Source organism: Pseudomonas sp. 43A (assembly GCF_013363935.1).
GTDB classification, from domain to species: domain Bacteria; phylum Pseudomonadota; class Gammaproteobacteria; order Pseudomonadales; family Pseudomonadaceae; genus Aquipseudomonas; species Aquipseudomonas crudilactis.
On the sequence record NZ_CP054880.1, the window covers coordinates 4,497,725 to 4,521,137 of the forward strand.

The window sequence follows — 23,413 nt, forward strand, 5'->3', positions numbered from 1 at the left end:
TTCGCGAGCAAGCTCGCTCCCACAGTGTTGTGAACGACACATATCCATTGTGGGAGTGAGCCTGCTCGCGATGAGGCCAACCGCATCAACCCCTATTCAGATCAGCCGAAACCTTCTCCGCCACATCCTTCGGCAACCAGGCCTGCCACACGTCCGGGTGCGCCTTCATGAAGGCCACCGCCGCCTCCCGTGGCGCCGTGTGCTTCTCACTCATTTCCGCCAATGCCTTGTTCAATGGCTCAATCGGGAAATCCACCTTGCTGAAGAAATCGGCGATCTGCGGATACTGCTTCTGAAACGGCGTCGACACACCAATCGACAGCTTCGACGCCAGCGACCGGGTCGGTTTCGGATTGGGATTATCGGCATCGGTCAGCGTCTTCCACGCTTCGGCGTCAAACGGCGGCTCTTCCAGTTGCACCAATTTGAATTTGCCCAGCAGCGGCGTCGGCGACCAGTAGTAAAACAGCACAGGTTTGCCACGACGAATCGAAGAGCTGATCTCGGCATCCAGTGCCGCTCCCGAACCACTGCGGAAGTTGGTGTAATCGTCCTGCAGACCATAAGCCGTCAACTTCTGCTTATTGACCACTTCCGACGTCCAGCCGATCGGGCTGTTGAGAAACCGCCCCTTGCTCGGATTTTCTGCATCCTTGAACACGTCCTTGTACTTCTTGAGATCACTGACACTGCGCAGGTCCGGCGCCAGCGGCTTGATGCCTTTGGCCGGGTCGCCCTTGATCACGTACTCCGGCACCCACCAGCCTTCGGTAGCGCCCTTGACCGTGTCACCGAGGCTGACGACCTTTCCTTCGGCCTCAGCCTTGACCCATACCGGACTGCGCCCGGCCCACTCTTCGCCAATGACCTGAATGTCATTGTTGGCCAATGCGGTTTCCAGCGTGATGGTGGTGCCAGGCAAGGTGTCGGTTGGCAAGTCGTAGCCCTTCTCGACGATGATCCGCAACACATCAGTAATCAGGCTGCCGCTTTCCCAGTTCAGGTCGGCAAAATGGATCGGCGCCTGGGCGGCCATCACCGATGGCGCTGAAGCCAGCAAACCAAACGTGGCCACGCTGGCGGCCAATAACCGTCGAAATCCGTTCATGCATTGCACCTCGTGCTGTTCACAGCAATGGCAGGATGGCCTGACATAAGACCGCAAGCCTCTGAATACTCAGTCAACTGACTGTAGCCGAGGTTCCTGCTTTTTCCGGGTCATGCTGCGGACGAGGTTATGAATCAGACTTTTCCTGCAGGCTTTGCAGCTCGCGTCTGACCATGCTGGCGTATTCCGCGGGACGCAACTGATAGATCTGCGCAGCCAGCCAATTCAGCCAGGCGCCTTGCAGTCCAGCCTTGGCGGCGAATAAACGCCGAGCCTCCTCGCGTGCAGTGTCGAGGTTCTGCGCATGGAAATCCGCGCGGCTCACTCGCTGGCCTTGAAGGTCACCAGTTCACCCTTGCGCCACTTGGCGGCTTTGGCGGTGACGGCTTTCAGCGTTTTGGTCAGGCCTTCCTGCAATTGCTGATGGGCGGCGAACACGGTCACCACGCTGTGGCCTTCCTTGAACAGGATCGCGTGCCCGTCGGCGGTGTCGACAAAGGCGTAATCGCCCAGTCCATAGACCGTCAGTTTGATTTCGCGAAAACGGATATCCATCTTGCCGCCTTCGCGGCTGGGCAAGACCGATGCACTGAAATGGTCGCCGACCTTGAGCTTGAGCCCTGGTTTGTCATCGACCACCAATGCGCTTTCGGTGTCGATCTCGGCCACGTAAATGCCTTCGGCGTTTTGCTCGGTGATGTAAACAAAACGCGACTGAAACAGCTTGACCAGCTTTGCACGCAAATCACCCAACACGAACAAAGCATGCATATCGAGATTACTGACTGCCAAAGAAACATCCCCACATCTGAAAAAACCGCACGCGGAAAACGCGCACGGCAAATAAACGGCCAGGCCGATGTCACTGCAAATAAATCAATAAAGCCCGAATCGAGCAGAGTGCTCATTCAACGCGAGGTTGCCAAGACTACTGGATTGTCACTCGCGAAACTCATCCCGATGTCGCCAAAGCTTGAAGGAAAAATCTTCGTTAGCGGCGAGAGCAGTCTGACTACGAACTTTAGGGAAAATTCTCACGAAAAAAAGCACTTTTCCGACATATCGCAAGCGAAAAATTGCTTTAGATAAGCCCTGTCGTCAACAGGTACTGGCGATTCTAGAGCAGCGATGCTCATTACGACTACCCGCAACGGCCTTTAAATCCCGGCCGACTGATGAAAAGGACTTCATATGTGCACTCTGACTCACTTTGCCATGACTGCTGACGACCGGATCAAATCACCACTGATACTGAGTGCCACTGACTTCAACGACCATTGCCCACGTTTTCAGGTCGTGCCCGCCGGCAACGCGTTCTTTCACATAAAGGAAACATCGACCGGACGCGTAAGAGGTTTCCGCGAAGATCACAACGAGGCCTGCGCCCTTGCCCGCTCACTTGAGTCGAAGATCGAACTCCTGGCGAATGGCTGCCTCAGATAAAGAGAGAGATCGACCGCGCCATACCGGCGCCCACCGAAGGAGTAGACGATGGAACTGCCAGCATACGATCTGAAAACCCTGTTCGATCAACTGGGACTGCCTTCAGAAGGTAACGCAATCGACGATTTCATCGAAGCGCATCCACTGGCCCCCGAGACCAAACTGATCGACGCCGACTTCTGGTCGCCGCAACAGGCGCAATTGCTCAAGGAATGGTTGAGGGCCGACGGTGAAGAAGCGGTGATGGTCGATGAACTGAATGTGCGCCTGCATCGCGGCAAGTAATCCTGATCAGTGCAGGCTGTCACCCGGCTCGGCGTGCAACTGTGCGAGCCAGGCAGCCTTGCACTCCTCGGCCTCATCGCGGCTGGCAAACGCGGTGCCGCGACGCTCGCCATTGAGCAATACTACCCAGCAGACGCTTCGACCCATTGCGCGCAAACCGGCAGGCACGCCACTGCCGATCATCACGGCGACATCAACTCTGCACTGCATGCAGCCCTCCAAAAATCATTAGCAACCTAACTAAGTGGCCAGATTAATGGTTTCTTGCAGGCGGAAACAGCAAGCTCCGTGCACAGATTCATTGCATCAGAAGTAACAATCCCTCAACGCGGATTTTCCGGCTTATAGCCCAGACGCAATCCCCCCCAGTGCCGGCCCTTGATCATGATCGGCACCGACAGATCATGCATCAGCTCACCGGTGTCGCGGGTGTAGGTCTGCAACAACACCGGTTGCTGATGGCTGCCGCAGCGAATACCGGTGCGATCCGCGAACTTGCGTTTGGTGCGATTGTTCACCGCGTCGACCTGCGCATCGCCGGTCAACGGCTGACTGAACAATTGATTGTGCGTCGGCACATAACCCTGCTGCGTGCAGGCGATGGCAAACACCAACCCTTCGTGACGCGGCAACAATGGCTCCTGAATCGCCGGCAGCACCTGATCGGTGTAGCGGTCAAAACGGGTTTGAAACTTCGCCGGATGGGTATTCGGGATCGGCTGATACTGACGGTCGAACAAGTCCTCAAGGCTGATCCGCCCCTGCTCGACATCCGCCTCGAACCGCGCGGCAATCTGGCTCGCCCCTTCGCGGGCCAGATCGTAGATGCGCTGGTGATAGTCATCCAGTCCGACCTCGGCCAGACGCTCGCTGATGGTTTCCGCCTGCCCTTCCATCTGCACCGCCGCTTCAGCGAGGCGGCGAGTCTGTTGATCGCTGATCGCCAGGTCGCTGCGCATCTGTTCGATGGCCTTGAACAGGCTATCGAGTTGTTCGCGATTGGTTTCCGCGCCCTGGGCGATTTCACCGACCTGAGTTTCCACTCCGGCGGCCAGTCGCGCGATGTTCTGCAGATGCTGGCCGGTGTGTTCGACCTGCTCGACACCGATCTGCAGATCACTCGACAGCTGGCGAATCTGCTCCACCACCTGCGCCGTGCGTTGTTGAATGTCGGCGACCATCTCACCCACTTCACCGGTTGCCGACGCCGTGCGCGCCGCCAATCCGCGAACCTCATCCGCCACCACGGCAAAACCGCGGCCATGCTCACCGGCCCGCGCCGCTTCGATCGCCGCGTTCAATGCGAGCAGATTGGTCTGGCTGGCAATCGACTGAATCACCAAAGTCACGCGCTGAATATCGTCACTGCGCAGGCTCAAGGCTTCAATCAATTCACGGCTGGCATTGGCGCGCTGACTGAGCTGATGCATGCGCGCGATCGAATCCACCAGTTCCGTACGCCCCGCCGCGCTGCTGTGATGCGCCTGACTCGCTGCTTCAAGTGCGGCACGGCTAAGCTGCGAAGTCGCATGTTCGGTCGCGATCATCACCTCGGCATTGCTGACGATTTGCGCCGCCGCATCCAGTTGCGATTCGAGTTTGCTCGCCAGTTCCTTGACCGAAAACGCCACGCCTGCTGCCGACAACGCGTTATGACTGGTGGTGTAGGAAAGGTCGCGGGTCAGGTCGGACATTGCGCTGCCGGTATCGGCAGGCTGGGCATCGGGGATAGCGCGGGAGCGCAGGCGCGGCAGCCAGACAATCAGCACCGCCAGTGGCATGCCAATGTACAGCGACCATCCACCCAGCGTCATGCCGGCCAGCAACAGCATCAGGGCGATGCTTTGCAGGGTCGGAGCGATCCAGCGGTTTTTCGGCAAAAGCACTGGTGCAGGCAGAGCCCCAACCAGAGATCCATCTCTCGTCATATCAACACCCCACGCTTGTTCTCATTGTTGTGACTGCATTAAACGCCACTACAACGCCATTATCCATGGTCCGTTAGTCGCGGGGTCTGTGGCAGGTCAATGAAATCGCGCGGAAATATTGCGGACGATAAAAAGCTTCGCGGGCAAGCCCGGCTCCCACTGGTTCGGTGTTGAACCTGGTGGGGCGGACTTGCCCGCGATCACAGCGCCGAAAAAATCAGGCCTGACGCTGGTGCTTGTCGATCTGCTCGTGACGCTCTTGAGCTTCGATGCAGTATTTGGTGGTCGGGCTGATCAGCAGACGCTTCAGGCCAATGGCCTCGCCGCTGTCGTCGCACCAGCCAAAGCTGTCTTCCTTGATGCGCTCGAGGGCTTGTTCCAGTTGCGGCAGCATGCGCTGATCGCGATCGATCGCGTTCACCAGCCAAGTGCGCTCTTCTTCAACCGAAGCCGCGTCCGCCGGGTCAGCCGGGGTGTCCAGGCTTTCGATGGCGATACGATTTTGCTCAATGCGCTCGTGGGTTTCGACTTTCATGTTCTGCAGCAGCTCAGTGAAGAAAGCGTGCTGCTCTGCATTCATGTAGTCATCTGCCGGCATGGCCAGCAACTTGTCCTTTGTCATTGATATCTCTATAAAAAAACGTGCATTAAGGCGAATTAGGGAGCGTTTCGGCGAACCGCGTGCGGTCGGCGAAAAGGCATCGTTTATTGCAAATGCCACCCGGCACTCAATTTACGAGGGGCGGCAGTCTAAGGCCCGAATGAGGCCTCAGCAACTGTAAATACAGGGAATTTGTCCGACAACGTCCGGAAACTGCTCTGACACAGCGTTCACACGGCCATCGGAGTGCGTTTATAGCAAGAAATTCAGTCGAGCGGCTGTATATAGAAGACAAACGGCTAACCACCCAGCGTCCAGACGCAATTTTTTACCACGCACTGCATCGTTTCAGCAAAGCAGAACCGCAAAAGCCCCCCTACTATCAGGCTCACCGTGTGATCAAACAGCCTGAAGGATGACTTATGCCCCGCCCCGATCTGCCGGCCACCGACGAGGTTTCACTCGCCAGCCCCCCGATCAATGCCGAGCGCCTGCTGCAACTGATCACCGACGAATACGACGCCCTGCCGCGCCAGCTCAAACGCATCGCCAGCTACATCAGCCAACAGAGCGACCGGATCATGGTCGACCGCATCAGCGACATATCCCGCGAGTGCGAAGTGCACCCGTCCGCCATCGTGCGCTTCTCGCAACGCTTCGGTTTCAGCGGCTTCAGCGAAATGCAGGCGCTGTTCCGCAGCGCCTACACGCACAAAGCCTCGCCGGTGCAAAACTACCAGCAACGCATCCGCAGCATGATCGCCAACCAGTCGCAGCAAGCCAGCGCCGGCGACCTCGCCCGCGAATGCATCGACGCTACACGCTCCGGCATCGAACGCCTGGGCCGTGAACTCGACGACGCCGCGTTTGAAAAAGCCGTGGACCTGATCGTCAACGCCGACAACATTTATGTCGTCGGCGTGCGCCGCTCCTTCGCCGTCGCCGACTACCTCGTTTACAACTTGCAACACACTCAAAAAAAAATTCACCTGGTGTCCGGGCTAGGCGGTAGCTATCGAGAACAAATGCGCAGCGTGCGCGCGAACGATCTGGTCATCGCCATCAGCTTCGTACCCTACGCCAAGGAGACCCAACACTGCCTGCGTTTCGCCCGACAGCAGCAGGCCAACACCTTGATCCTCACCGACAGCCACCTCTCACCGCTGGCAAAACTCGCCGACAGCATATTGTTGATAAACGAAGGCAGCGCCCTCGCCTTTCGTTCGCTGAGTGCGACGTTGTGTTTGTGCCAGGCGTTGTTTGTGGCGGTGGCGTATCGGCTGGAACTGAATGTTGATGAGATTCACGAACAACCCGGCTTCGACGACTGACAATTGCCTCAGCGTCGGCTAGGTTATGCCTTCCCACCGGTTTGACTTGAAGGAACGCGTCATGAAACTGATCGGCATGCTGGACTCCCCTTACGTGCGCCGCGTGGCTATCTCCGCCAAACGCCTTGGCATCGACCTCGAACACGAGTCAGTCTCGGTGTTCCGCCACTTCGAGCAATTCCAGCAGATCAACCCGGTGGTCAAAGCCCCCACGCTGATCCTCGACGACGGCGTGGTCCTGATGGACTCGACCCTCATCCTCGACTACCTCGAAGCCAGCTCCGGCAAAAGCCTGCTGCCGACCGACCTGAAACAACGCGCCCAAGCCCTGCGCCTGATCAGCCTCAGCCTCGCTGCCTGCGAAAAAGCCGTGCAGCTCTATTACGAACGCAACCTGCGCCCGGCCGACATTCAGTACCAACCGTGGGTCGAACGCGTCGAAGGCCAACTCGCCGCTGCGTTCACCGCCCTCGAGCAAGAACTGGAAAAAACCGGCCTGCCCACCGACGGCACCCTCACCCAGGCCGGCATCAGCCTCGCGGTTGCTTGGAGCTTCACCGACCTCGTCGTCCCCGACCAGATCGACACCCGCCGCTACCCCCACATCGCCCAATACACCGCCTACGCCGAAACCCTCGAAGCGTTCGTCAGCACCCCGATGACCTGACCATGAGCACCACCGACACCGCCGCCCCGGCGTTAAAGGAAATCTTCAACGCCGAGCGCTTGCAACACATCGCCCGCGAAATGAGCGCCGTGTACCCGGCGTTCAAAGCCAAGGCGTTTCTCAAACACGCCCAGCACGGACTCGCTGAATTATCAGTGATGCAACGCATGGCGCGTGTCAGCGAAAGCCTGCACGCCGTGTTGCCGCTGGACTACGAAGATTCCCTCGAAGTGCTTTTCGAACTCGCACCAAGGCTGAACAGCGGATTCGTTAGCATGTGTTTGCCGCACTACGTCGCGAGCTACGGCGGGCATGCGTTCGACACCTCCATGGACGCCCTGAAGTACTTCACCACCTTCGGCTCCTCCGAATTCGCCATCCGCCACTTTCTGCGCAGCGATCTGGAACGCTCGCTGGAACGGATGCACGACTGGACCCGCGACGAGAACCACCACGTCCGACGACTCGCCAGCGAAGGCAGCCGCCCTCGCCTGCCTTGGTCGTTTCGGTTGGACGCGGTGCAGGCCGATCCGCAGTTGGCCGTCGGGATACTGGATCGGTTGAAGGCGGATGAGAGTTTGTACGTGCGCAAGTCCGTGGCGAATCATTTGAATGATGTGACGAAGGTGCATCCGGAGTGGGTGTTGGACACGATTGAAGGTTGGTCGCTGGAGAACAAGCACACGGCGTGGATTGCGAAGCATGCGTTGCGGAGTTTGATCAAGCAGGGGGACTTGCGGGCGCTGACGGTGATTGGTGCCGGGGCGAAGGCTGAGGTTGAGTTGTTGGATGTGCGGGTTGAGCCGGCGGTAGTGCGGTTGGGGGAAGCGATTACGTTGTCGTTTGTGGTGAAGTCCACGGTGGCGCATGAGCAGCGGTTGGTGATTGATTATGCGATTGACTATGTGAAGGCGAATGGCGGGGTTTCGGGGAAGGTTTTTAAGTTGAAGACGGTGGGGTTGGCGGGGTTTGGGAGTGAGGTTGTGGGGAGGCGGCAGGTGATTAAGGATTTTACGACGCGGAAGCATTTTGTGGGGCGGCATGGGGTACGGGTTATGGTTAATGGGGAGGTATTGGGGAGTGCCAAATTCGACATCGTCGCTGATTGTTACCGCTAATGGATTCCGCTGATCTGGCAGTACTCGGACTGATAGGAAATTACGGATGGGGCAGCTTTCGGCCAAAAGCGGTCATACGGCTTCATGGAACTCCGACAGGGAAAGACATGTAAGCTGCACTTTTGGTCTCTAGCCGGCGTAATCCAAGCAATAAGAAAAACAATCCGAAAACTTCAATTTACGCAGCGATGAAGGTTTGCGCGGATACCGCTTGGAGGATTAGGTATCTTGTACTGATATAGTGGACACTTAAAATTAATATGACAATGAGGAGCCTGCAGCCTACCTGCTCTCGTTACTTTGTTTTGGTGTTTTTGGTTGCTTTTATTAATAGGAACATCATTATAGGCTGGAAGTTTGACTGTTATTGCGCTGGGGTGCAACTCCGCAGATAAGTGACGAGCAGAGCATTCATGAGTCTAGCTGTGTCTGTCGCGGCAAGTATCGAAACAGGACAAGCAAAAATCTAAGCGTTTCGTTATTATCCGCTTTTACATGAGCTCAGTAGGAGTGGTAAAGGTGACGTTACGGCAAAGCTCAGGGAGCGGAAAGGATCAAAATGCTACCCATGTCGATGGTTTCGAGGTAGCTAACACGCAAGCTGGCCACGATGCTGCAATATCCACTTATAGTGAAGATTACCTTGGCCGCTGGCCGATCGCACATTCAATGTATAAAACCATTAAAGCAGCACATGGTGGATATTCTACGCGCATCGGGTTATACGGAGAGTGGGGCGCGGGCAAGACGAGTTTACTGAACCTTTTGCGTGATATCGCAGTGGCGCAAGGTGATGTGGTAATCCATGTTTCCGCCTGGCGTGCGGCTGAAGCTGACAGCTTTATGACTGCTCTTAGCCGTGAAATGAATGCAGAAATAAAAAAGCGTAATAAAAAAATCTCGCTGAGGTTTAAGCTCCAGCGACTTGTTCACAAGTTGTCGTTAGGTTATGTCAGCATTGCTGAAGCAACAGGACAGGCGGCAGGAAAGCTTGACGGTGAACTATCTCAGATGATCACAGCCGGTGCGGCGTTTACAGGTGCAATTGCTAAGTCTGTGGAGCAACGTTTGAGCTTAAGCTCAGAGACGGTTGAGCAACTCCGGGAATTACTGAAAGAGCATCAGATTATTGTATTTGTTGACGATCTGGATCGTGCAGACCCTAGAATACTTCCTAAAACCCTTATGACTCTACGCGAATACTTGGACTGGCCGGGATTTGCTTTCGTGCTGGCTTTTGATAAAGAAATAATTACTCGCTCTCTCGATGATTACTCTGCTGCATTTTCATCCGCCCGTCAGCCTTTTTTGGAAAAAATAATCGATGTGGCTTATGACCTGAAAGTACCACCAAAACATTTATCAGTACGCATGGCCGAACAGGTGCTGGAACAGTACTGCGAATTCATTCCATTAAATGCAAGGAATGCTGCCGCTCAGTGGTTCCCCGATAACCCAAGGCAAATAAAAAGCATTGCACGCGAATTGAGCGCTCTTAGACAATCAGCAGTGCGTCATGCAGAGGGTGAGTTGAGATGGGAGGCAATCATCGTTCAGACTTTGTTTAGGCGTGAATCTGAAGCGATGGTAGAGATTGTTGAGCGAACCATGCTGGGCAAGGGGAAGCCATCGTTAGGAATTGCGTTTGACCGGGAGAAAAAAACTGAAGCTGCTACTTTATTGAACAACGCTATGAGTGCATCGGGTTGCGAACAGGGTAGTCGAGAATATGATCGCTTGTATAAATTGATCGTTAAACTTCAAGGATTGCGATCGTTTCAAGACCCAGAACACATAACTTATGAGATGCAGTTGGGGACGCACGCACCTTGTTTTACACAACAAGAGATTGGCCAGTTAATTGAGAAATGGAGTGCAGATATTGATGACCAATGTTTGGTTGACGCATTAGAGCTATCCGCAGAGCGAGCGTTTGCGAGCTTGCTCGAAACTTCGCTTAAATTGTTAGACATGACACTAGATCAATACGTCATCTGTACTCGCCAGCTAACAATCCCAAAGGTAAAGGCGGACAGGGATAGCTCGCTTGATATGGCAGAGCGAATTGCTAAGTTTCTCATTAATCTGATTAAGCAAGACAAGATAGGTGAGCTCGTGCGTGCCTCTGGTAATTTAGAGTTTTGCAGTCGCGCACTCGAAGTAAGCATTGAGCTTTCAAAGCATTATAATGCTGATGAGGCACTACTGCGCGTACTAGAGGGGCAACTTGTGAGGCTCACGACGGAGCGCTGCTCAAATAAAGTATTATTGTTCTATCGGTGTTTTAGATATGATGGGCAGTCGGGGCTACCAGAGCTTGCCGTGATCGTTCAGCATCTAACGGCGGATGCAGCAGTGGATAATGCCTTGGAGTTATTCACGACAGCCAATGGTATTTATTTATCTCAGATGGAAGGAGAAGAAAATCAACGTGCAGCGTTGCTTCGCCATAAGGACTCATTGCTGTATTCTCACAGCCACAAATCGAAGCTTCTAGATGTATGGAGCGGTGTCGATTCTTCAGAACAACAAAGTATTCTTGCAAAAAACTCTTTGGATTATCTGAATATGTTAGCCAATCGGATGGTAGGGTTTTCATCGTTTCCCACTGAACACATGGATATAATCGAAGCATGCTGGGGGGCAGTTACACGAGAGCAATGGCTATCAAGCGGAATCGGAGATTTAGAATCATTGAGATATCAACTTCGAGTTTGGGGAGTTGATTTGAAAGAATTGCCGTTACCAGAAACTGAGGGCAAATTCTCAAACTTGAAAGATAATAAGTTTTCGGTCCGTTAACCGCCTCGGTTATTCTGGATCATTTGACGTTAGTGGCTCATGAAGCCTGATCTGAATATCCACTCCTGGCCGAAAGCAGCCTCTCAAGAACGACCGCTTTCGACCAGAAGCGGACGTAATGGCGTTTGTGTAGTATCTGCCTCTCTTCCCACCTATATGAGATGCCGATGTCTAGCCGACACTCCCCATCCCCTACAAGAGCTGTCCTAGATCTGCAAAACGCACGTTCGCTTTTGGGAAAACGGCTGAGCGTGCTGCTGCACGACCAGTACTATTTCAACGACGAGAAAGATCTGGGAGACATAGGTTCTCTAGAGTGGCGTTTTGGCGAAGGAGAAGTTCTATCCATGTATCTCTTGAGTGATGGCGAGAGGGTAGGTGCGGACTTGTTTCCTTCTGATACGCCGGCTCCCTTCGAGATAGAGCCAAACGTGACCTGCTCCTGGAAGAGGGAAAACCTGCTTGCGGATCTGTCAGCAACCCACCTTGAGAACACAAAAATTTGCGCAGTTGAGGGAATTCTTGACTCTTTCAACGGACAAGAGCCTTGGCTAGCCGGATTCAGAGTTACGCTCGAGACCGGTGACTCGTTGATCTACCTTAACCAGGGCGACGATGCCGTCGTATTGATTAATGTGCTACCGCCAGTAAGTGTAGGCCTCGAAACCCGCTTCGTTACCTCAATTTAATGACAGCTATGGGTCGACTGCGGACCTTCCCAAAGACAGCAATCGGCCATAAGCAGACTGTCAGCAATCGATTGCTAATGCTCATTGGCCGGTTCAGGCCTTTCTCGACCACAATAAAACGGCAAAAAAAGCCAATGCTTGATTATGAAGCAGTTAAATCCAGAACATTTACTAAAAGAAAATGTACATGAAGAAGCTGAGTAATGATTTCAGTGGAGCACTCCGAACGTTTGCGTACTACATGGCAAGTGGAAGCCACTACATGCTTGAAAACGTGGAGTACATCGACATTTATGGCTCTGAGCCGAGTGCAATTGAGATGGTCTTCGCGATATTCGCGAACGTCATAGAGATGGACGGTGAAGGCAACGTGCTCAATTTCACCTACGCCCAAAGGAGAGCGACTGACTACTTAAGGTCATACTGCGACCCATCTTTCAAAGTAAAGCCGCCTCTTGAAGACTGGGAAACTGAGTTATATGGGCCGCCCTCACTCGGACGCTAAGACATTGTTTTAGCTCGCAGACACGAGGGCCGAATGGCAGCTATTGGCCGAAAGCGGTCGCTTCGTGAACGGCTACTTTCGGCTAAAAGCAGTCACTACTAAACCTTTACCAATCCAGCTATAAGTAAGAACGGGATGACACAGTTAGTCCAGTCGTGACTCAATTAGCTTTCTCAACGGCATCAAATCGTCGCTGAATCCTTTTGAAATAACGCGGCACATTTGTTGCAATACCTGCTCTTTATCTAAGCCTATATGAGATGCTATCTCAAAAAATTCATCATGCTTTCCCGCCTGCAGGCCGTACTCAAGAACTTCTAGTACCCGGTCCTCTTCTAAGTCTAGGGCGGTAGAGACAACTGCAGGAACCTCCATACATTTTTGAATTATCCACGCTTCTGGCCATGTGCTTCCTGGCAAATATTCAATCCTGCTAGAAAACCACTCCGCAAACTCTTTGCTAGGATTTTCCGCCATCTTTCGAGCATGATTCAGATTATCTGATTGGAGCTTTCTTTGATCCCCATCAAATATCGCGATTGTTGGCCTTTCCTCTCCACGCACATTAAGTGCAGCGAGTTGTTTTGCTATTGCGGTAGCCGATCCAATTACAGATATTTTAAGTCGGGAACGAACATGAGATGGCAGACATGCCTGAACAAGCGTGCGCGCTACCTCATCCTCTACAAACACATCTAGCTCTTGATTTTCTTTTGCTCCAAGCTTCGAGAAGGCAAAATCAGGCGAGATTCCTGAAGTTAGTTTAGTTTTGCCCCTTATCGACTCTATGAAATATCTTGCGTCGTCGGGTAAGCATTGAAAGATTTCCTTTGAATGAGTGGTGCAAATAACTTGAGTACCAGTTTCTTTGCAAACTTCTTTAAGCTTAGTCATGAAATTTCGTTGCGCTTTTGCGTGCAATCCGAGTTCGATTTCGTCGAGAACTAGAAGGGTATTTCCTTGGCAAGAGTATATTATGGAAAAAATTTCAAATAGTGCATTTTCACCAGCGCCCATATTAAATCCAGAATAGATTATGTCGCCTACCGTTACCACTGGCAGACTATAGCGAGCATGCTCTAAGTGAAGATACTCATCGTATTTTTTTCCAAGAATAAACCCTACGGCATCTTTAACCTTTCCCTCCCAACCCTTGGCTGCAATATTTTTAAATGACTTTGAGTAAGATCTGGATTGACTTCTTTCAGCGTGCGGAACTATCCTTTCAATGCCTAAAAAAACTACATTTTTATGGACTCTTGAGTCATAGTTATTCCACTTTCCACCTTTGTTTTTCTTTCGGCTCTGATATCCAATCCCTTTTCCTTCAGGAGTACGTTCATCTTTTGAAAGAAAATCCAAGGCAAAAAAATAATGTAACTCTATTCCTTGCGGCGGGACCTCATTGGTGTGCTGCAAAAAAAAATCAGAGAATGTGTAGTAGCTGTTTTTTCTTTTCGCTAATTTAAACCCTTTTTTACTATTGTGATAAGCACAGCAAGCCAAGGCAAGAATAGTAGATTTTCCTGAACCATTCGCACCTGCAAATGCAGTTATAGGGTAGTCAAAACTAACGTCTAACGCGCTTATTCCGCGAATTGCACCTTCAACGATAGTTATTTTTCGCAATAGTCTCTTCGAGTAGTCATTGGCAAACCATTGCCGAAGCTCTTTATCCAATTTGCTTTCACGATATTTCACGCGGCTACTCTTCTAAGGAATTTTCGGCAGGCAGTTTGGCCATTAAAGATTACGCTAATGGTTTCGGCGTGGATTGTCTAGAGAGTGATTCGGTAGATCAAAAAACTAATTGATTGAGCTTGAGAATCGGCCCCTGACCAGCCCGATTTTGGCCGTTTTTTGCGTATCTCGACGTACAGAAAACGGCCAAAACTGTTGCTCACCCTGATTAAGGAGCTAGAGGCGATTCAGACGGGTTGTTGAGGAAATCCTGCATGACCACGTGGTGCTCAGATCACGAAAAAATGATACGGAGGAAATTGGATTTCTAGAAAAATTCTACTACAGTCAGTTCGCTATCATCACCAAAATAAAACAAGTGTAAAAGGAGAGCTATCTTGGGGGATTGTCAAATTACCTGTATCACGTTATCTGGAACTCGATCTCATGACCGTATAACTCAGATTGGTAACGCATCTGTACCTTGGTATCTCACAACCGCAGACGCAGTGCAGAGAATTGACGCAAAAACCGATACGTTTTATGTGATGGACGCATCGGGGAGACGGGCTAACGTGGGGGTTGTCCGCCCCTCTCAAGGATTACCCTATCTACGAACTTATGCTGATAGCGTTTGGACTGACAACCTATTGAGTCTAGGAGTCTGTTAATGGTTTAGTCCAATAGTTGCGCGACACGCTAAAATATTTAATCACGTGATCGTATTCTGTACGACTGCTTTTGGCCGAAAGCGGACCTTCGTTGAAACCAAATTTGACGCGGTAGCTGTCAAAGATGATTACTCAAAACAGCGCCACTGAAAGACAGGCAAGAGAAGTGTCTCCTGCCTGCTGCTACCAACTCCCGTACGGTATGCCGTGTTTCTCGATATACCGCTTGGACTTTTCGCTTACGGGATACGCATAGCGCCCTTGGTTCTTACCTTGACTAGGCCCTAGCGGTTCAACTTCTGCTTGTGCTCTGGCGACCTTGACAGGACGATGGCACTCGTCCCGGACAAAAACCTGTACAACGCCCCCTGGAGCCAATCCCAGATAAATAGATGCGCTATAGCTGGCCTGCTGCTCCGGTGTTTCCGGGCACCGCTGACTGACCGATTGCACCATCAGCTGCCTCGCCTCTTCAGGCACTTCTAACCAAACCTTATAGGTCTGCGGCTCGACAATGGATTGCCAGCGCACGTAAATGCGTTTGGGCAAGCCAGCGCCAATCACTGGTTTCGCAGCCGCGCCTACCGCATGCCAACCGCGCGCGGACTCTTTGCCATTTTCTGGCTCCCCACCAGCGGCCGTCCCTCCTCCTGTGCGCGTGAATAGCTTGCCGTTTATGTCTTCAACGGCACTGTCCTCAACCCAAACCTTCATGTAATAGGGTTCGGTGAACGCAAGCTCCCATGAGTCGGATTTCGGGTCGTTTTTTCCGGATAGAGGATAGGCAGACTGGCAGCTGCTCAGGAACAACACGCATACCGCAACAATGCATTGTTTCATTGGTTTACCGCTTACCAACTACCGTAAGGAATTCCGAATTTTTCGATATACCGCTTGGACTTTTCACTAATGGGATAAGCGTAACGACCTTGGGTTTTCCCCTGACTCGGCCCCAACGGTTCGATTTCGGCCTGCGCTTTCGCCACTTCGACCGGATGGTGACATGAGTCTCTTACCCAAACCTGGATGGCCCCGCCGGGAGCTAAACCCAGATAGACCGAAGATATATAGGTAGCTGTCTGGTCTGGAGTTTTCGCGCAGCGTTGATTCACCGATGTCAGCATCAGTTGTCTGGCCTCTTCGGGTATATCCACCCAGGCTCGATAGGTCTGAGGTTCTACGATGGACTGCCAGCGAACGAAGATCCGTTTCGGGAGATCAGCACCCACTACTGCTTTCGCGGAACTGCCCACACCGTGCCAGCCTCGCGCCGACTCTGTTCCATCTTCTGGCTGCCCACCCGATGCGGATCCCTTTCCCGTACGAAGAAACGTCTTTCCTTTGATGTCTTCAACGGCAGTGTCCTCAACCCAGACCTTCATGTAGCGAGGCTCGGTAAACCCGAGCTCCCACCATGGTGATTTGGGGTCGTTTTTTGCTGATAGCGGGTCAGCGTGACAACCGCTCACAAATAGGCTGCACAGCAGGGTTGCAAGTAACTTCATTACCAAAGCGTCCAGTCAGGTACGTGCGGATGTTTTACGCGTATTGCATCTGACGTGGGGGCGTTGATATATACCGCCTTCACGCCACTCCCGTCTCGTCGCCCAAGTGGGTGGTTCCAGTTGGCGGAGGTATGGATGTATTTGAGTCTTAGCATTTGCTCGTCTTGCTCCGTGGTGCTGTAGTCCCCTGAGACAAATCGATCGCATAAGGCTCGGAGTTCCGGTGGAACGGCAAACTCTTCAGTTTCAGGAATGTCGTTGAAGCGCACTCCTTTTGCTTTCGCCTGTTGATGCATCACCCGTAGACATACTCTCGACAGCATTCCGCTCACAGGACGCTTGAGCTGTACGGCAGCATAGACGCGCTTGACGCCCGGACTCAATCTGTCCTGCGGACTACTCGGTATCAGAAGTGCAGGAGGCGTAACGATTTCCAGCATTTCAGCGGGCCAGCCTTTGTCGAGCCACTGATTTCTGACATCTTCCGCGTCTCGGTAAATCGAGGTGCTGACGACATCTGTGTGAAGGGAGACTTCAAGAGTTTGCATCGGGCTGACGAGTACACACTCATTGGCCTCTTCAAGATAACCCCCACCAATATCGGAATGTACGCCAGGCAAAACAATTTCCTGGTGATCCATTGCTACTCGACTGAGGGCGAAATTACCTCTGCATTCATCTCGCGCGACCAATTGGACAACATCCGTGAAAAACCGCCTGTCCAGGTAAAGCTTGATACCTGTCGCGACAGCGCTTTTGATGTTCCCAAAATTCGACCAGCCAGCAATTGAAGGCACCGTATCGAACAGGCCTATAAAGCCCATGTTGATATCGCTTTTATATTGCTCGCTGAAGGTCGGACTGAAGCGATCAGAATCGCTGCGAAGGATCTCTCCTAATGGGCCTTGTTTGCCGCGTACGATTTCATTTGCGAAGTGTCGCGCGGCGGCTGCACCACGACTGAAGCCGAAAGTGTCGAAGGTAAGCGATGTAATTTCGCTGCCCGGATTTTCGTCCAATGCCTCCTTGATACGTTGCTTTATCAATACAAATGAAGATTGAACGCGGCCTGCAACACCCGTTTCGCCTCGCCCGGCGCCCGCTCCCAACGTACTGTCCTCTTCTCCTGCACGGGTGCCAATACCTTCGACATACACCATGCGGAAAGCTTGCTTGCGTGGTCCCACGCCTTCAGCTACTTCAGGCGTGTCGTACAGGTCACTCAGCTTTTTTACATTGCTGACATCATTGCCGTAGCTGCTGTCCGGATCACTCATATACGGCTTGCAGCTAGCATCGATATCTTTGGCGGCGATGGGGTGATGCGCACCGCAAAGTAAGCCTGCGGCAGCGTTATTCGCATTATTCCCAGTGCCATCAAAGAAAACCCCAATCCTCAACGCAATCCCGATTTTCTCAGGTTCGCGCGCAGGTTCTTTCCCGTGTTTCTCATATTCCGCCCAACGCTGGGCGTGAATATCGACGGGTTTGGCTTCTTCGTAGCGGTGGTTTTTCGGGGGGTTGGGTACGTAGCCACTCATCCGTGATTCCTGGTTCTGATCCTTGAGAACGGCCCGAAGGGTGACAGCCGAGGCTGGGGGGCGCAAGCCGTGGCCGTTTGCCAGCTGGGGTGTGGCTGCGGGGTTCGACGAGGGTTTCCCCTCGTCGAGATCGGGTTGGTTAGCTGGCTATTTCGACGTTATCCAGCACTTGGTTGACGGCGATTTCGCCGAGCATCACGACTTGGGCGATGCCCAGCGCGGTTTTGCGGTGGGGGGTGTCGAGCATGGCGGCGAAGTTGAGGAGCATTTCGCTGGCGGAGCCGAGGGTTTCGCTGGCGTTGGCGAGCAGGGATTCGCTGTCGTACTTCGGGTTGGCGAGGTACATGCGTTCGGGTTGTTGAGTGCTGGCCATGATTTGGCTGGCAGGTTTGAGGTAGTGGTCGAGGGCGCGTTCGGCTGCTTCGTGGAATCGCTTGGAATCGGGGGATTCGTAGGGGGATGTGGGGTCGGTTTCGGGTGGGTTGGGTGTTGGTTTGATCATTGATGAAGCTCCTACGTCAAAAAAAGGAGCCATCACTCTCGCTACCAAACGAGGGTGGCGGCCATGCGCAGGTTGGTAGACCGGGACGTAGAAAACCGGCGCGCCCGAAGACGCCCTGTGCATGACCACCATAAAAGCCGTGTCGAACAGACACTGCGAATCATGATGCTTATGCAATCTACGAAAACTCAGGGCTACCAAACCCGATCGCTGTTTTTCAGCGACCGACAGACGATAGAACCCGCGACCTAGACGCACAAGCCGGCGGATTCTGGCTTAGTCGTAGGTAACGGCGCAAGGCGTTGTAGGGTTTCGGTGGTTACTTGAGGATTCGTTTAAACAGTGGTGGTTTTAGTGTTTATTTCGGTCAGTGGTTGATGGGGTGACTGGGCTGGCGTCTTCGCGAGCAGGCTCGCTCCCACAGGTTTTGGTGTTGGGCTTGAGGTTCGCGGCGGCCGGGCTGGCGTCTTCGTGGGCAAGCCCGGCTCCCACAGGGATTGGGGGATGGTTAGGGTCGGTGGCGTGTCATGTTGATGAGGGCGGATCGTCCACCATTTGGCGCCGGGCGCTCTTCGATGGAGTACGGCACGAAGCCAAGTTTTGGGTAGAGCAACAAGCCTGCGGTGTTTTCGTTGAAGCAGGAGAGTTGCACTTCCTTGGCCTGGTATTTTTCGAAACCCAGCGCGGTCATGGTTTCGACGATGTATCGCGCAACCCCCTGACCTCGGGCGTATGGCGCGACGATGACGTTGCCGATGCAGCAGATGCCGTCGTGCTCAGCGCGGTAGAAGTTGGCGAAGCCGACGAACTCGCCGTTAGCCAGAAAAGCCGTGGAGTCGAAGCGCTGGCTGATTGCGCTGTGCATCTGCTCTTCCGTTAGCGGGAAGTTGGCTTTCGGGAACATGAAGAACAACTCTTGTTCGCCCTGGGGAAAGCTGCACAGGGTGTTGACGTCGTCGGCCGTCACTGGCCGGTGGGAGAGATTCATCGCTGCCCTGCCCTCACTTTTTACCCGCCAGATGATGCGCAACCAGGGCGTTGGCATGACCGTGGCCCATGCCGTGTTCTTCCTTGAGCCACGCCACCAGTTCCATGTGTTTCTTGTCGCTGATGCCGGCGAGCAGGATCAGCCAGTGATCGATGGTCTGGCCGTATTTTTTCTCGATGGAGGGGAAGTACGACGCCGGGCCTTTTACCTTGTTGTCTTCGCTCATGCTGCAAGCTCCCTGTGGTCACGACGGAGGGTCGGCGGACGCTCCTTGTCGGCAGGTCATAGAGTGGACGCGAGAGACTATTCCGGCAAGTGGCCCGGCCAGCTCAGTTCACGCCGACCTTGACCGGAAACTCTGATGACCAGGACTCCTGCCCAGCCTTCAAAATCGGCTGCGCCGGGTAACGGTATTCGCTGAGGGCCTTGACCACCGCTTGGTCCACGTCGTTGTTGCCGGAGCTTTCGACCAAGGTGATGTGCGGCACCAGCGAACCCGGTTTGCCTTTCGCCTCCAGCGTGACGGGTTTGCTCGCGGAGCCGGGTTTGATCTGTCTGTTCAACAGCAACTCGGTATCGTGTATCGCTGCTGCGAGGCTGTTGCCGACGCCGTCGTACCATTTTTCGTTGTAGCGCTGTGTCTGCTCGGTGGTCAGCGTCAACACCTGAGCGCGGACCCGCTGCACACCGGCCCATGCCTCGTCATCGATGCGCTGAGTGGCATTGAGGTAATGCGTCATCGCCCCGGACAGATCCTGTGGGCCACCTCGACCTTCCTCCATCAACCGTGCCACCGCGAACTCGCTGTAGGTGCTCTGACGATGCGTGAGCGCCAATTGATAAAGCCGTCGCGCTTCGACAGCATCGGGCGCCTGACCGCTGCCCTCATCGGCCATGCGCGCCAGTTGCTCATACCCGGCGCCATCCACGACAGCGACAGACTCATACAGGGCTCGGGCCTTGCGCACATCTGGTGATAAGCCGCCACGACCGAACTCATACAACACGCCAAGCGCAATCTTGCACTTGAGGTTGCCGTTGCTGCTGGCTTCGCGAACATAGTCGAGGTGTTCAGTGGAAAGGTCTTTCACACTCGAGAACACCATGCAGCGGGTGCCGGTGAGGCTTTCTTCCTGAGGATTGGGTGGAGTGGACTTGCAGCCTGCAACGAGGATCGCGATGGCCAGAAAAGCAACCGCCTTATTCATGTGATTCATCCGGAATTCGTCCTTGAATGGCACGCTTGGAAATGATTTTGGCAGGGTGGAGGCTTACTTGTTTCTGCTCTCGTTGAACCTCTGCAGCGGGCTCTTACCGTCCGTCCTGACAACCGGGATCGCCTGATAGCTCTTCTGGCCTGGTGGCAGGATCGGGTCGCCGGGAAAGCGATAGTCGCTAAAGGCTTGCATGACTCTCTGATCAAGGGCGATATCGCCCGAGCTTTGTCGTATCGAAACCACCGGTGCCAAGGCGCCGGGGGTGTACTCCAGTTGCACTTGCACCGATTTGCTCGCAGATGTCGAGTTGACGTTGTTCTCCAGAGATTTCTCTATGACTTCAACGCGTTTTCTGAGGCCGCTCTGCACACTGCCGACAAAAATTTTGTTGTAGCGCTGTTGCTGCTCGATCGTCAGAGCCAAGCCTTTGCCGCGCAGGCGTTCAATGCCTTGCCAGGAAGCATCGCCGAGGTATTGCGTGGCGTTGAAGTAATGCGTCAACGCGCCTTGCAGATCCTGCGGGCCGCCTCGCCCTTCCTCCATGTATTTGGCCAGTTTGGCTTCACTGCGCCGCTGTTCGGGCTTGCTCACAGCACGCTGATAATACTGCCGTGCATCAAAGTCATTGACCGGCCCGCCGATGCCTTCCTCGGCCATGCGCCCAAGTTGGCCGTAGGCGCCGGGGTCTTTATCGGCTACGGATTGATAGAGGGCTTTGGCTTTGGAAATGTCCTGGGGCACACCGCGCCCCTTCTCGTACAGATCGCCCAGCATGATCGTGCACGGTAGGTTACCGCTCTTACTCAGATCGCGGATGTAGCTGACTTCCAGCGAGCTAATGGATTTATCGTCCCAGTAAGCGAAGCAGCGCAGATTGGAGAGATCTGCGGTCTGGGTATAAGAACTGCTGCTTTTGCAGCCAGCAACGAGGGCAGTAAGCGCCAGTACAGCAACAACCTTGTTCATGAACGGCATCCGTTGAAATCGTGCAGATTTCATCGGCCGGCAGGCGCTAAACCTGAGGGCGTCGGTTACTCGACAACTTCAGAAAAGCCCGTTGGAGCAGGCTTGCTCGCGAAGACGTCGTGTCAGCCAAGATCATCAACACCATCGCCACGCAGTTGGGCGGGCGGATCACTTTGGTCAACCGCGCTGAGGGCGGCCCGCGTGCGACCTTGTCGATTACCGACGGGCAACCGCGCCCAGCATCGCAACGCAGCACCCGCGAGCCGCCGCAGAGTTGAGTCCGCCCTCCCTTGTCGAGGGACAGCCTTAAATCGAACGCTGATTCACCCGCGCCATCAATTGCTCGGCACTTTCCTTGCGCTCGGAGTAGCGGTCGACCAGATGCGCCTGTTGATCGCGCAGCAGCACGGTGAACTTCACCAGTTCTTCCATCACATCCACCACACGATCATAGAACGGCGACGGTTTCATCCGCCCGGTGTCGTCGAACTCCATGTAGGCCTTCGGCACCGAGGATTGATTAGGGATGGTGAACATGCGCATCCAGCGCCCCAACACGCGCAACTGGTTGACCACGTTGAACGACTGCGAACCGCCGCAGACCTGCATTACAGCCAAGGTCTTGCCCTGGGTCGGGCGCACCGCGCCGAGTTCCAGCGGGACCCAGTCGATCTGCGCCTTGAACACGGCAGACATCGCGCCATGACGTTCGGGCGAACACCAGACCTGGCCTTCCGACCACAGCACCAGATCGCGCAGTTCCTGCACTTTGGGATGGTCGACCGGGACGTCGTCGGGCAGTGGCAGACCGGACGGGTTGAAGATGCGCGTTTCGGCGCCGAAGTGTTCGAGCAGGCGCGCGGCCTCCTCTACCAGCAAACGGCTGAACGAGCGTTCGCGGGTCGAGCCGTAGAGCAGCAGGATGCGCGGTTTGTGCGCGTCCGCTTGCGACGGTTTGGCGTTATCGAACAGATTGAGATCGAGGTTGGGCAGTTCTGACATAAATCCTCCTTAAAGCGTGCCGATGCGGTCGAGCTCAGCCTTGAGTTGATCGCGGCTGAGCGAGTGGAAAGGCAGATCGAGGAAGGCCTGACAGCGTTGGCCGATGCGCATAAGGGTGGCGTGAAAAGCCGCGTCGACAGTGGCTTCGTCGCCCTTCACTTCGGACGGATCTTCCAGCCCCCAGTGGGATTTCAGCGCCGGGCCGAAGTACACCGGGCAGGTCTCGCCAGCGGCTTTGTCACATACGGTGATGACGATGTCTGGCGGGTTGCTTTCGAAGGCGTGGTTGCCCTTGCTGTGCAAACCATCAATGGCGATGCCATGCTTTTGCAGGGTCAACAGGCTGCGCGGCAAGACCTGGCCTTTGGGAAAGCTGCCGGCACTCACCGCTTCGAAACCTGGCGGCGCCAGATGATTGAACATGGCTTCAGAGAGGATGCTGCGGCAGCTGTTGGCCGTGCACATAAACAGGATTCGCATGGTTCTCCTTCCTCAGCAGCACGCGGTTTCACGGACAGGACGACCGTCCATATTCTGCAAACGGGCGGCGTTGTCCTTGAGCCAATCGGCATTGGCTTTGGAGGTGACTTGCAGGATTTCGCGCACCCACGCCGGCAGCTCCGGATTGAGCCGGTAATAGACCCACTGGCCCTGACGGCGATCGAGCAGCAAGCCATTGCTGCGCAGTTGCGCGAGGTGGCGGCTGATCTTCGGCTGGCTGTCGCCGAGTGCGCACATCAACTCGCAGACGCAGAGTTCACCTTGATCGGCGATGAGCAGCATGGCGCGGACGCGGGTTTCGTCAGCGAGGCTCTTGAAGACTTCGGTGGGGGTGATCATGGGACGGGCTCGATACATACGGAA

General features: G+C 54.2%; 29 protein-coding genes. 11 read left to right on the top strand and 18 right to left on the bottom strand.

From position 1 onward, the window contains the following. Nucleotides 1-85: 85 nt before the first annotated feature. From HUW52_RS19605 to HUW52_RS19615, 3 genes are all read right to left on the bottom strand, one after another. Nucleotides 86-1,108 carry an ABC transporter substrate-binding protein gene (locus HUW52_RS19605; RefSeq protein ID WP_175554632.1) on the bottom strand — a complete coding sequence of 341 codons (1,023 nt, stop codon included), beginning with the start codon at nt 1,106-1,108 and terminating at the stop codon, nt 86-88. 127 nt (nt 1,109-1,235) lie between these two features. Beyond that, a complete protein-coding gene (locus HUW52_RS19610; RefSeq protein ID WP_016982994.1) occupies nt 1,236-1,433 on the bottom strand; it encodes a hypothetical protein in 198 nt (65 codons plus the stop codon). Continuing rightward, nucleotides 1,430-1,879: a hypothetical protein gene (locus HUW52_RS19615; protein ID WP_175554633.1), complete on the bottom strand. Its 450-nt coding sequence runs from the start codon at nt 1,877-1,879 to the stop codon at nt 1,430-1,432. The genes HUW52_RS19610 and HUW52_RS19615 overlap by 4 nt, the downstream gene beginning before the upstream one ends. Between HUW52_RS19615 and HUW52_RS19620 the strand changes: the two genes are divergently transcribed. The 3 genes from HUW52_RS19620 (at nt 1,874) to HUW52_RS19625 (ending at nt 2,836) form a co-directional block, all read left to right on the top strand. Further along, a complete protein-coding gene (locus HUW52_RS19620) occupies nt 1,874-2,197 on the top strand; it encodes a hypothetical protein (protein WP_175554634.1) in 324 nt (107 codons plus the stop codon). The genes HUW52_RS19615 and HUW52_RS19620 overlap by 6 nt on opposite strands. Nucleotides 2,198-2,299: 102 nt before the next feature. Next, nucleotides 2,300-2,551 carry a hypothetical protein gene (locus HUW52_RS30420; protein ID WP_016982992.1) on the top strand — a complete coding sequence of 84 codons (252 nt, stop codon included), beginning with the start codon at nt 2,300-2,302 and terminating at the stop codon, nt 2,549-2,551. Nucleotides 2,552-2,599: 48 nt separating this feature from the next. Beyond that, a complete protein-coding gene (locus tag HUW52_RS19625) occupies nt 2,600-2,836 on the top strand; it encodes a DUF2789 family protein (protein ID WP_016982991.1) in 237 nt (78 codons plus the stop codon). Between the two features lie 6 nt (nt 2,837-2,842). Here the strand turns inward: HUW52_RS19625 and HUW52_RS19630 are convergent, their stop codons facing one another. The 3 genes from HUW52_RS19630 to HUW52_RS19640 form a co-directional block, all read right to left on the bottom strand. Further along, complete coding sequence (locus HUW52_RS19630) at nt 2,843-3,046, bottom strand: hypothetical protein (RefSeq protein WP_016982990.1); 204 nt, start codon at nt 3,044-3,046, stop codon at nt 2,843-2,845. A gap of 113 nt (nt 3,047-3,159) precedes the next feature. After that, nucleotides 3,160-4,764: a methyl-accepting chemotaxis protein gene (locus HUW52_RS19635; RefSeq protein WP_175554635.1), complete on the bottom strand. Its 1,605-nt coding sequence runs from the start codon at nt 4,762-4,764 to the stop codon at nt 3,160-3,162. 217 nt (nt 4,765-4,981) lie between these two features. Beyond that, nucleotides 4,982-5,386, bottom strand: coding sequence for a TraR/DksA family transcriptional regulator (locus HUW52_RS19640; RefSeq protein ID WP_003225981.1), 405 nt, complete (start codon nt 5,384-5,386; stop codon nt 4,982-4,984). Nucleotides 5,387-5,787: 401 nt separating this feature from the next. On the opposite strand from HUW52_RS19640, the gene HUW52_RS19645 reads away from it, so the two are divergent. The 6 genes from HUW52_RS19645 to HUW52_RS19670 all read left to right on the top strand — a co-directional run bounded on the left by HUW52_RS19645 (nt 5,788) and on the right by HUW52_RS19670 (nt 12,477). Further along, the gene (locus HUW52_RS19645; RefSeq protein WP_175554636.1) at nt 5,788-6,696 is read left to right on the top strand and encodes a MurR/RpiR family transcriptional regulator; all 909 of its coding nucleotides are present in this window, start codon (nt 5,788-5,790) and stop codon (nt 6,694-6,696) included. A 61-nt stretch (nt 6,697-6,757) separates the two neighbouring features. Then, nucleotides 6,758-7,363 (top strand): glutathione S-transferase, encoded by a 606-nt coding sequence (locus tag HUW52_RS19650; protein ID WP_150751851.1) that lies wholly within the window; start codon nt 6,758-6,760, stop codon nt 7,361-7,363. 2 nt (nt 7,364-7,365) lie between these two features. Beyond that, a complete protein-coding gene (locus HUW52_RS19655; protein WP_175554637.1) occupies nt 7,366-8,481 on the top strand; it encodes a DNA alkylation repair protein in 1,116 nt (371 codons plus the stop codon). Between the two features lie 519 nt (nt 8,482-9,000). Beyond that, nucleotides 9,001-11,283 carry a P-loop NTPase fold protein gene (locus HUW52_RS19660; RefSeq protein WP_175554638.1) on the top strand — a complete coding sequence of 761 codons (2,283 nt, stop codon included), beginning with the start codon at nt 9,001-9,003 and terminating at the stop codon, nt 11,281-11,283. A 251-nt stretch (nt 11,284-11,534) separates the two neighbouring features. After that, complete coding sequence (locus tag HUW52_RS19665) at nt 11,535-11,972, top strand: hypothetical protein (protein WP_256667856.1); 438 nt, start codon at nt 11,535-11,537, stop codon at nt 11,970-11,972. A 187-nt stretch (nt 11,973-12,159) separates the two neighbouring features. After that, nucleotides 12,160-12,477: a hypothetical protein gene (locus tag HUW52_RS19670; RefSeq protein ID WP_034154003.1), complete on the top strand. Its 318-nt coding sequence runs from the start codon at nt 12,160-12,162 to the stop codon at nt 12,475-12,477. A 144-nt stretch (nt 12,478-12,621) separates the two neighbouring features. On the opposite strand, the gene HUW52_RS19675 is transcribed toward HUW52_RS19670, so the two are convergent. Beyond that, nucleotides 12,622-14,178 carry an ATP-dependent endonuclease gene (locus tag HUW52_RS19675; RefSeq protein WP_175554640.1) on the bottom strand — a complete coding sequence of 519 codons (1,557 nt, stop codon included), beginning with the start codon at nt 14,176-14,178 and terminating at the stop codon, nt 12,622-12,624. A gap of 377 nt (nt 14,179-14,555) precedes the next feature. On the opposite strand from HUW52_RS19675, the gene HUW52_RS30825 reads away from it, so the two are divergent. Beyond that, complete coding sequence (locus HUW52_RS30825) at nt 14,556-14,828, top strand: DUF3892 domain-containing protein (RefSeq protein ID WP_086790955.1); 273 nt, start codon at nt 14,556-14,558, stop codon at nt 14,826-14,828. Nucleotides 14,829-15,011: 183 nt separating this feature from the next. Here the strand turns inward: HUW52_RS30825 and HUW52_RS19685 are convergent, their stop codons facing one another. From HUW52_RS19685 to HUW52_RS19720, 8 genes are all read right to left on the bottom strand, one after another. Next, complete coding sequence (locus tag HUW52_RS19685; protein ID WP_175554641.1) at nt 15,012-15,668, bottom strand: DUF2931 family protein; 657 nt, start codon at nt 15,666-15,668, stop codon at nt 15,012-15,014. Nucleotides 15,669-15,679: 11 nt separating this feature from the next. Continuing rightward, nucleotides 15,680-16,333: a DUF2931 family protein gene (locus HUW52_RS19690; RefSeq protein WP_175554642.1), complete on the bottom strand. Its 654-nt coding sequence runs from the start codon at nt 16,331-16,333 to the stop codon at nt 15,680-15,682. Next, the gene (locus tag HUW52_RS19695) at nt 16,333-17,874 is read right to left on the bottom strand and encodes a DUF2235 domain-containing protein (RefSeq protein ID WP_175554643.1); all 1,542 of its coding nucleotides are present in this window, start codon (nt 17,872-17,874) and stop codon (nt 16,333-16,335) included. Before HUW52_RS19695 ends, HUW52_RS19690 begins: the two co-directional genes overlap by 1 nt. A 139-nt stretch (nt 17,875-18,013) precedes the next feature. Beyond that, a complete protein-coding gene (locus HUW52_RS19700) occupies nt 18,014-18,376 on the bottom strand; it encodes a DUF6124 family protein (protein ID WP_175554644.1) in 363 nt (120 codons plus the stop codon). 508 nt (nt 18,377-18,884) lie between these two features. Then, nucleotides 18,885-19,364, bottom strand: coding sequence for a GNAT family N-acetyltransferase (locus tag HUW52_RS19705; protein ID WP_175554645.1), 480 nt, complete (start codon nt 19,362-19,364; stop codon nt 18,885-18,887). A 13-nt stretch (nt 19,365-19,377) separates the two neighbouring features. Next, nucleotides 19,378-19,590: a DUF4287 domain-containing protein gene (locus HUW52_RS19710; RefSeq protein ID WP_175554646.1), complete on the bottom strand. Its 213-nt coding sequence runs from the start codon at nt 19,588-19,590 to the stop codon at nt 19,378-19,380. Nucleotides 19,591-19,693: 103 nt separating this feature from the next. After that, nucleotides 19,694-20,572 (bottom strand): tetratricopeptide repeat protein, encoded by an 879-nt coding sequence (locus HUW52_RS19715; protein ID WP_175554647.1) that lies wholly within the window; start codon nt 20,570-20,572, stop codon nt 19,694-19,696. Nucleotides 20,573-20,635: 63 nt separating this feature from the next. Then, the gene (locus HUW52_RS19720) at nt 20,636-21,556 is read right to left on the bottom strand and encodes a tetratricopeptide repeat protein (RefSeq protein WP_256667857.1); all 921 of its coding nucleotides are present in this window, start codon (nt 21,554-21,556) and stop codon (nt 20,636-20,638) included. Nucleotides 21,557-21,666: 110 nt separating this feature from the next. Between HUW52_RS19720 and HUW52_RS19725 the strand changes: the two genes are divergently transcribed. Then, nucleotides 21,667-21,825: a hypothetical protein gene (locus HUW52_RS19725; RefSeq protein ID WP_246376169.1), complete on the top strand. Its 159-nt coding sequence runs from the start codon at nt 21,667-21,669 to the stop codon at nt 21,823-21,825. A 28-nt stretch (nt 21,826-21,853) separates the two neighbouring features. On the opposite strand, the gene arsH is transcribed toward HUW52_RS19725, so the two are convergent. From arsH to HUW52_RS19740, 3 genes are read right to left on the bottom strand one after another with little or no spacing between them, the layout of a single operon-like run. After that, on the bottom strand, nt 21,854-22,549 hold the full coding sequence (gene arsH / locus HUW52_RS19730) for an arsenical resistance protein ArsH (protein WP_175554648.1): 696 nt from the start codon (nt 22,547-22,549) through the stop codon (nt 21,854-21,856). Nucleotides 22,550-22,558: 9 nt separating this feature from the next. After that, complete coding sequence (locus HUW52_RS19735) at nt 22,559-23,029, bottom strand: arsenate reductase ArsC (protein WP_175554649.1); 471 nt, start codon at nt 23,027-23,029, stop codon at nt 22,559-22,561. Between the two features lie 12 nt (nt 23,030-23,041). Beyond that, the gene (locus HUW52_RS19740; RefSeq protein WP_110720477.1) at nt 23,042-23,389 is read right to left on the bottom strand and encodes a metalloregulator ArsR/SmtB family transcription factor; all 348 of its coding nucleotides are present in this window, start codon (nt 23,387-23,389) and stop codon (nt 23,042-23,044) included. Nucleotides 23,390-23,413: the final 24 nt, after the last annotated feature.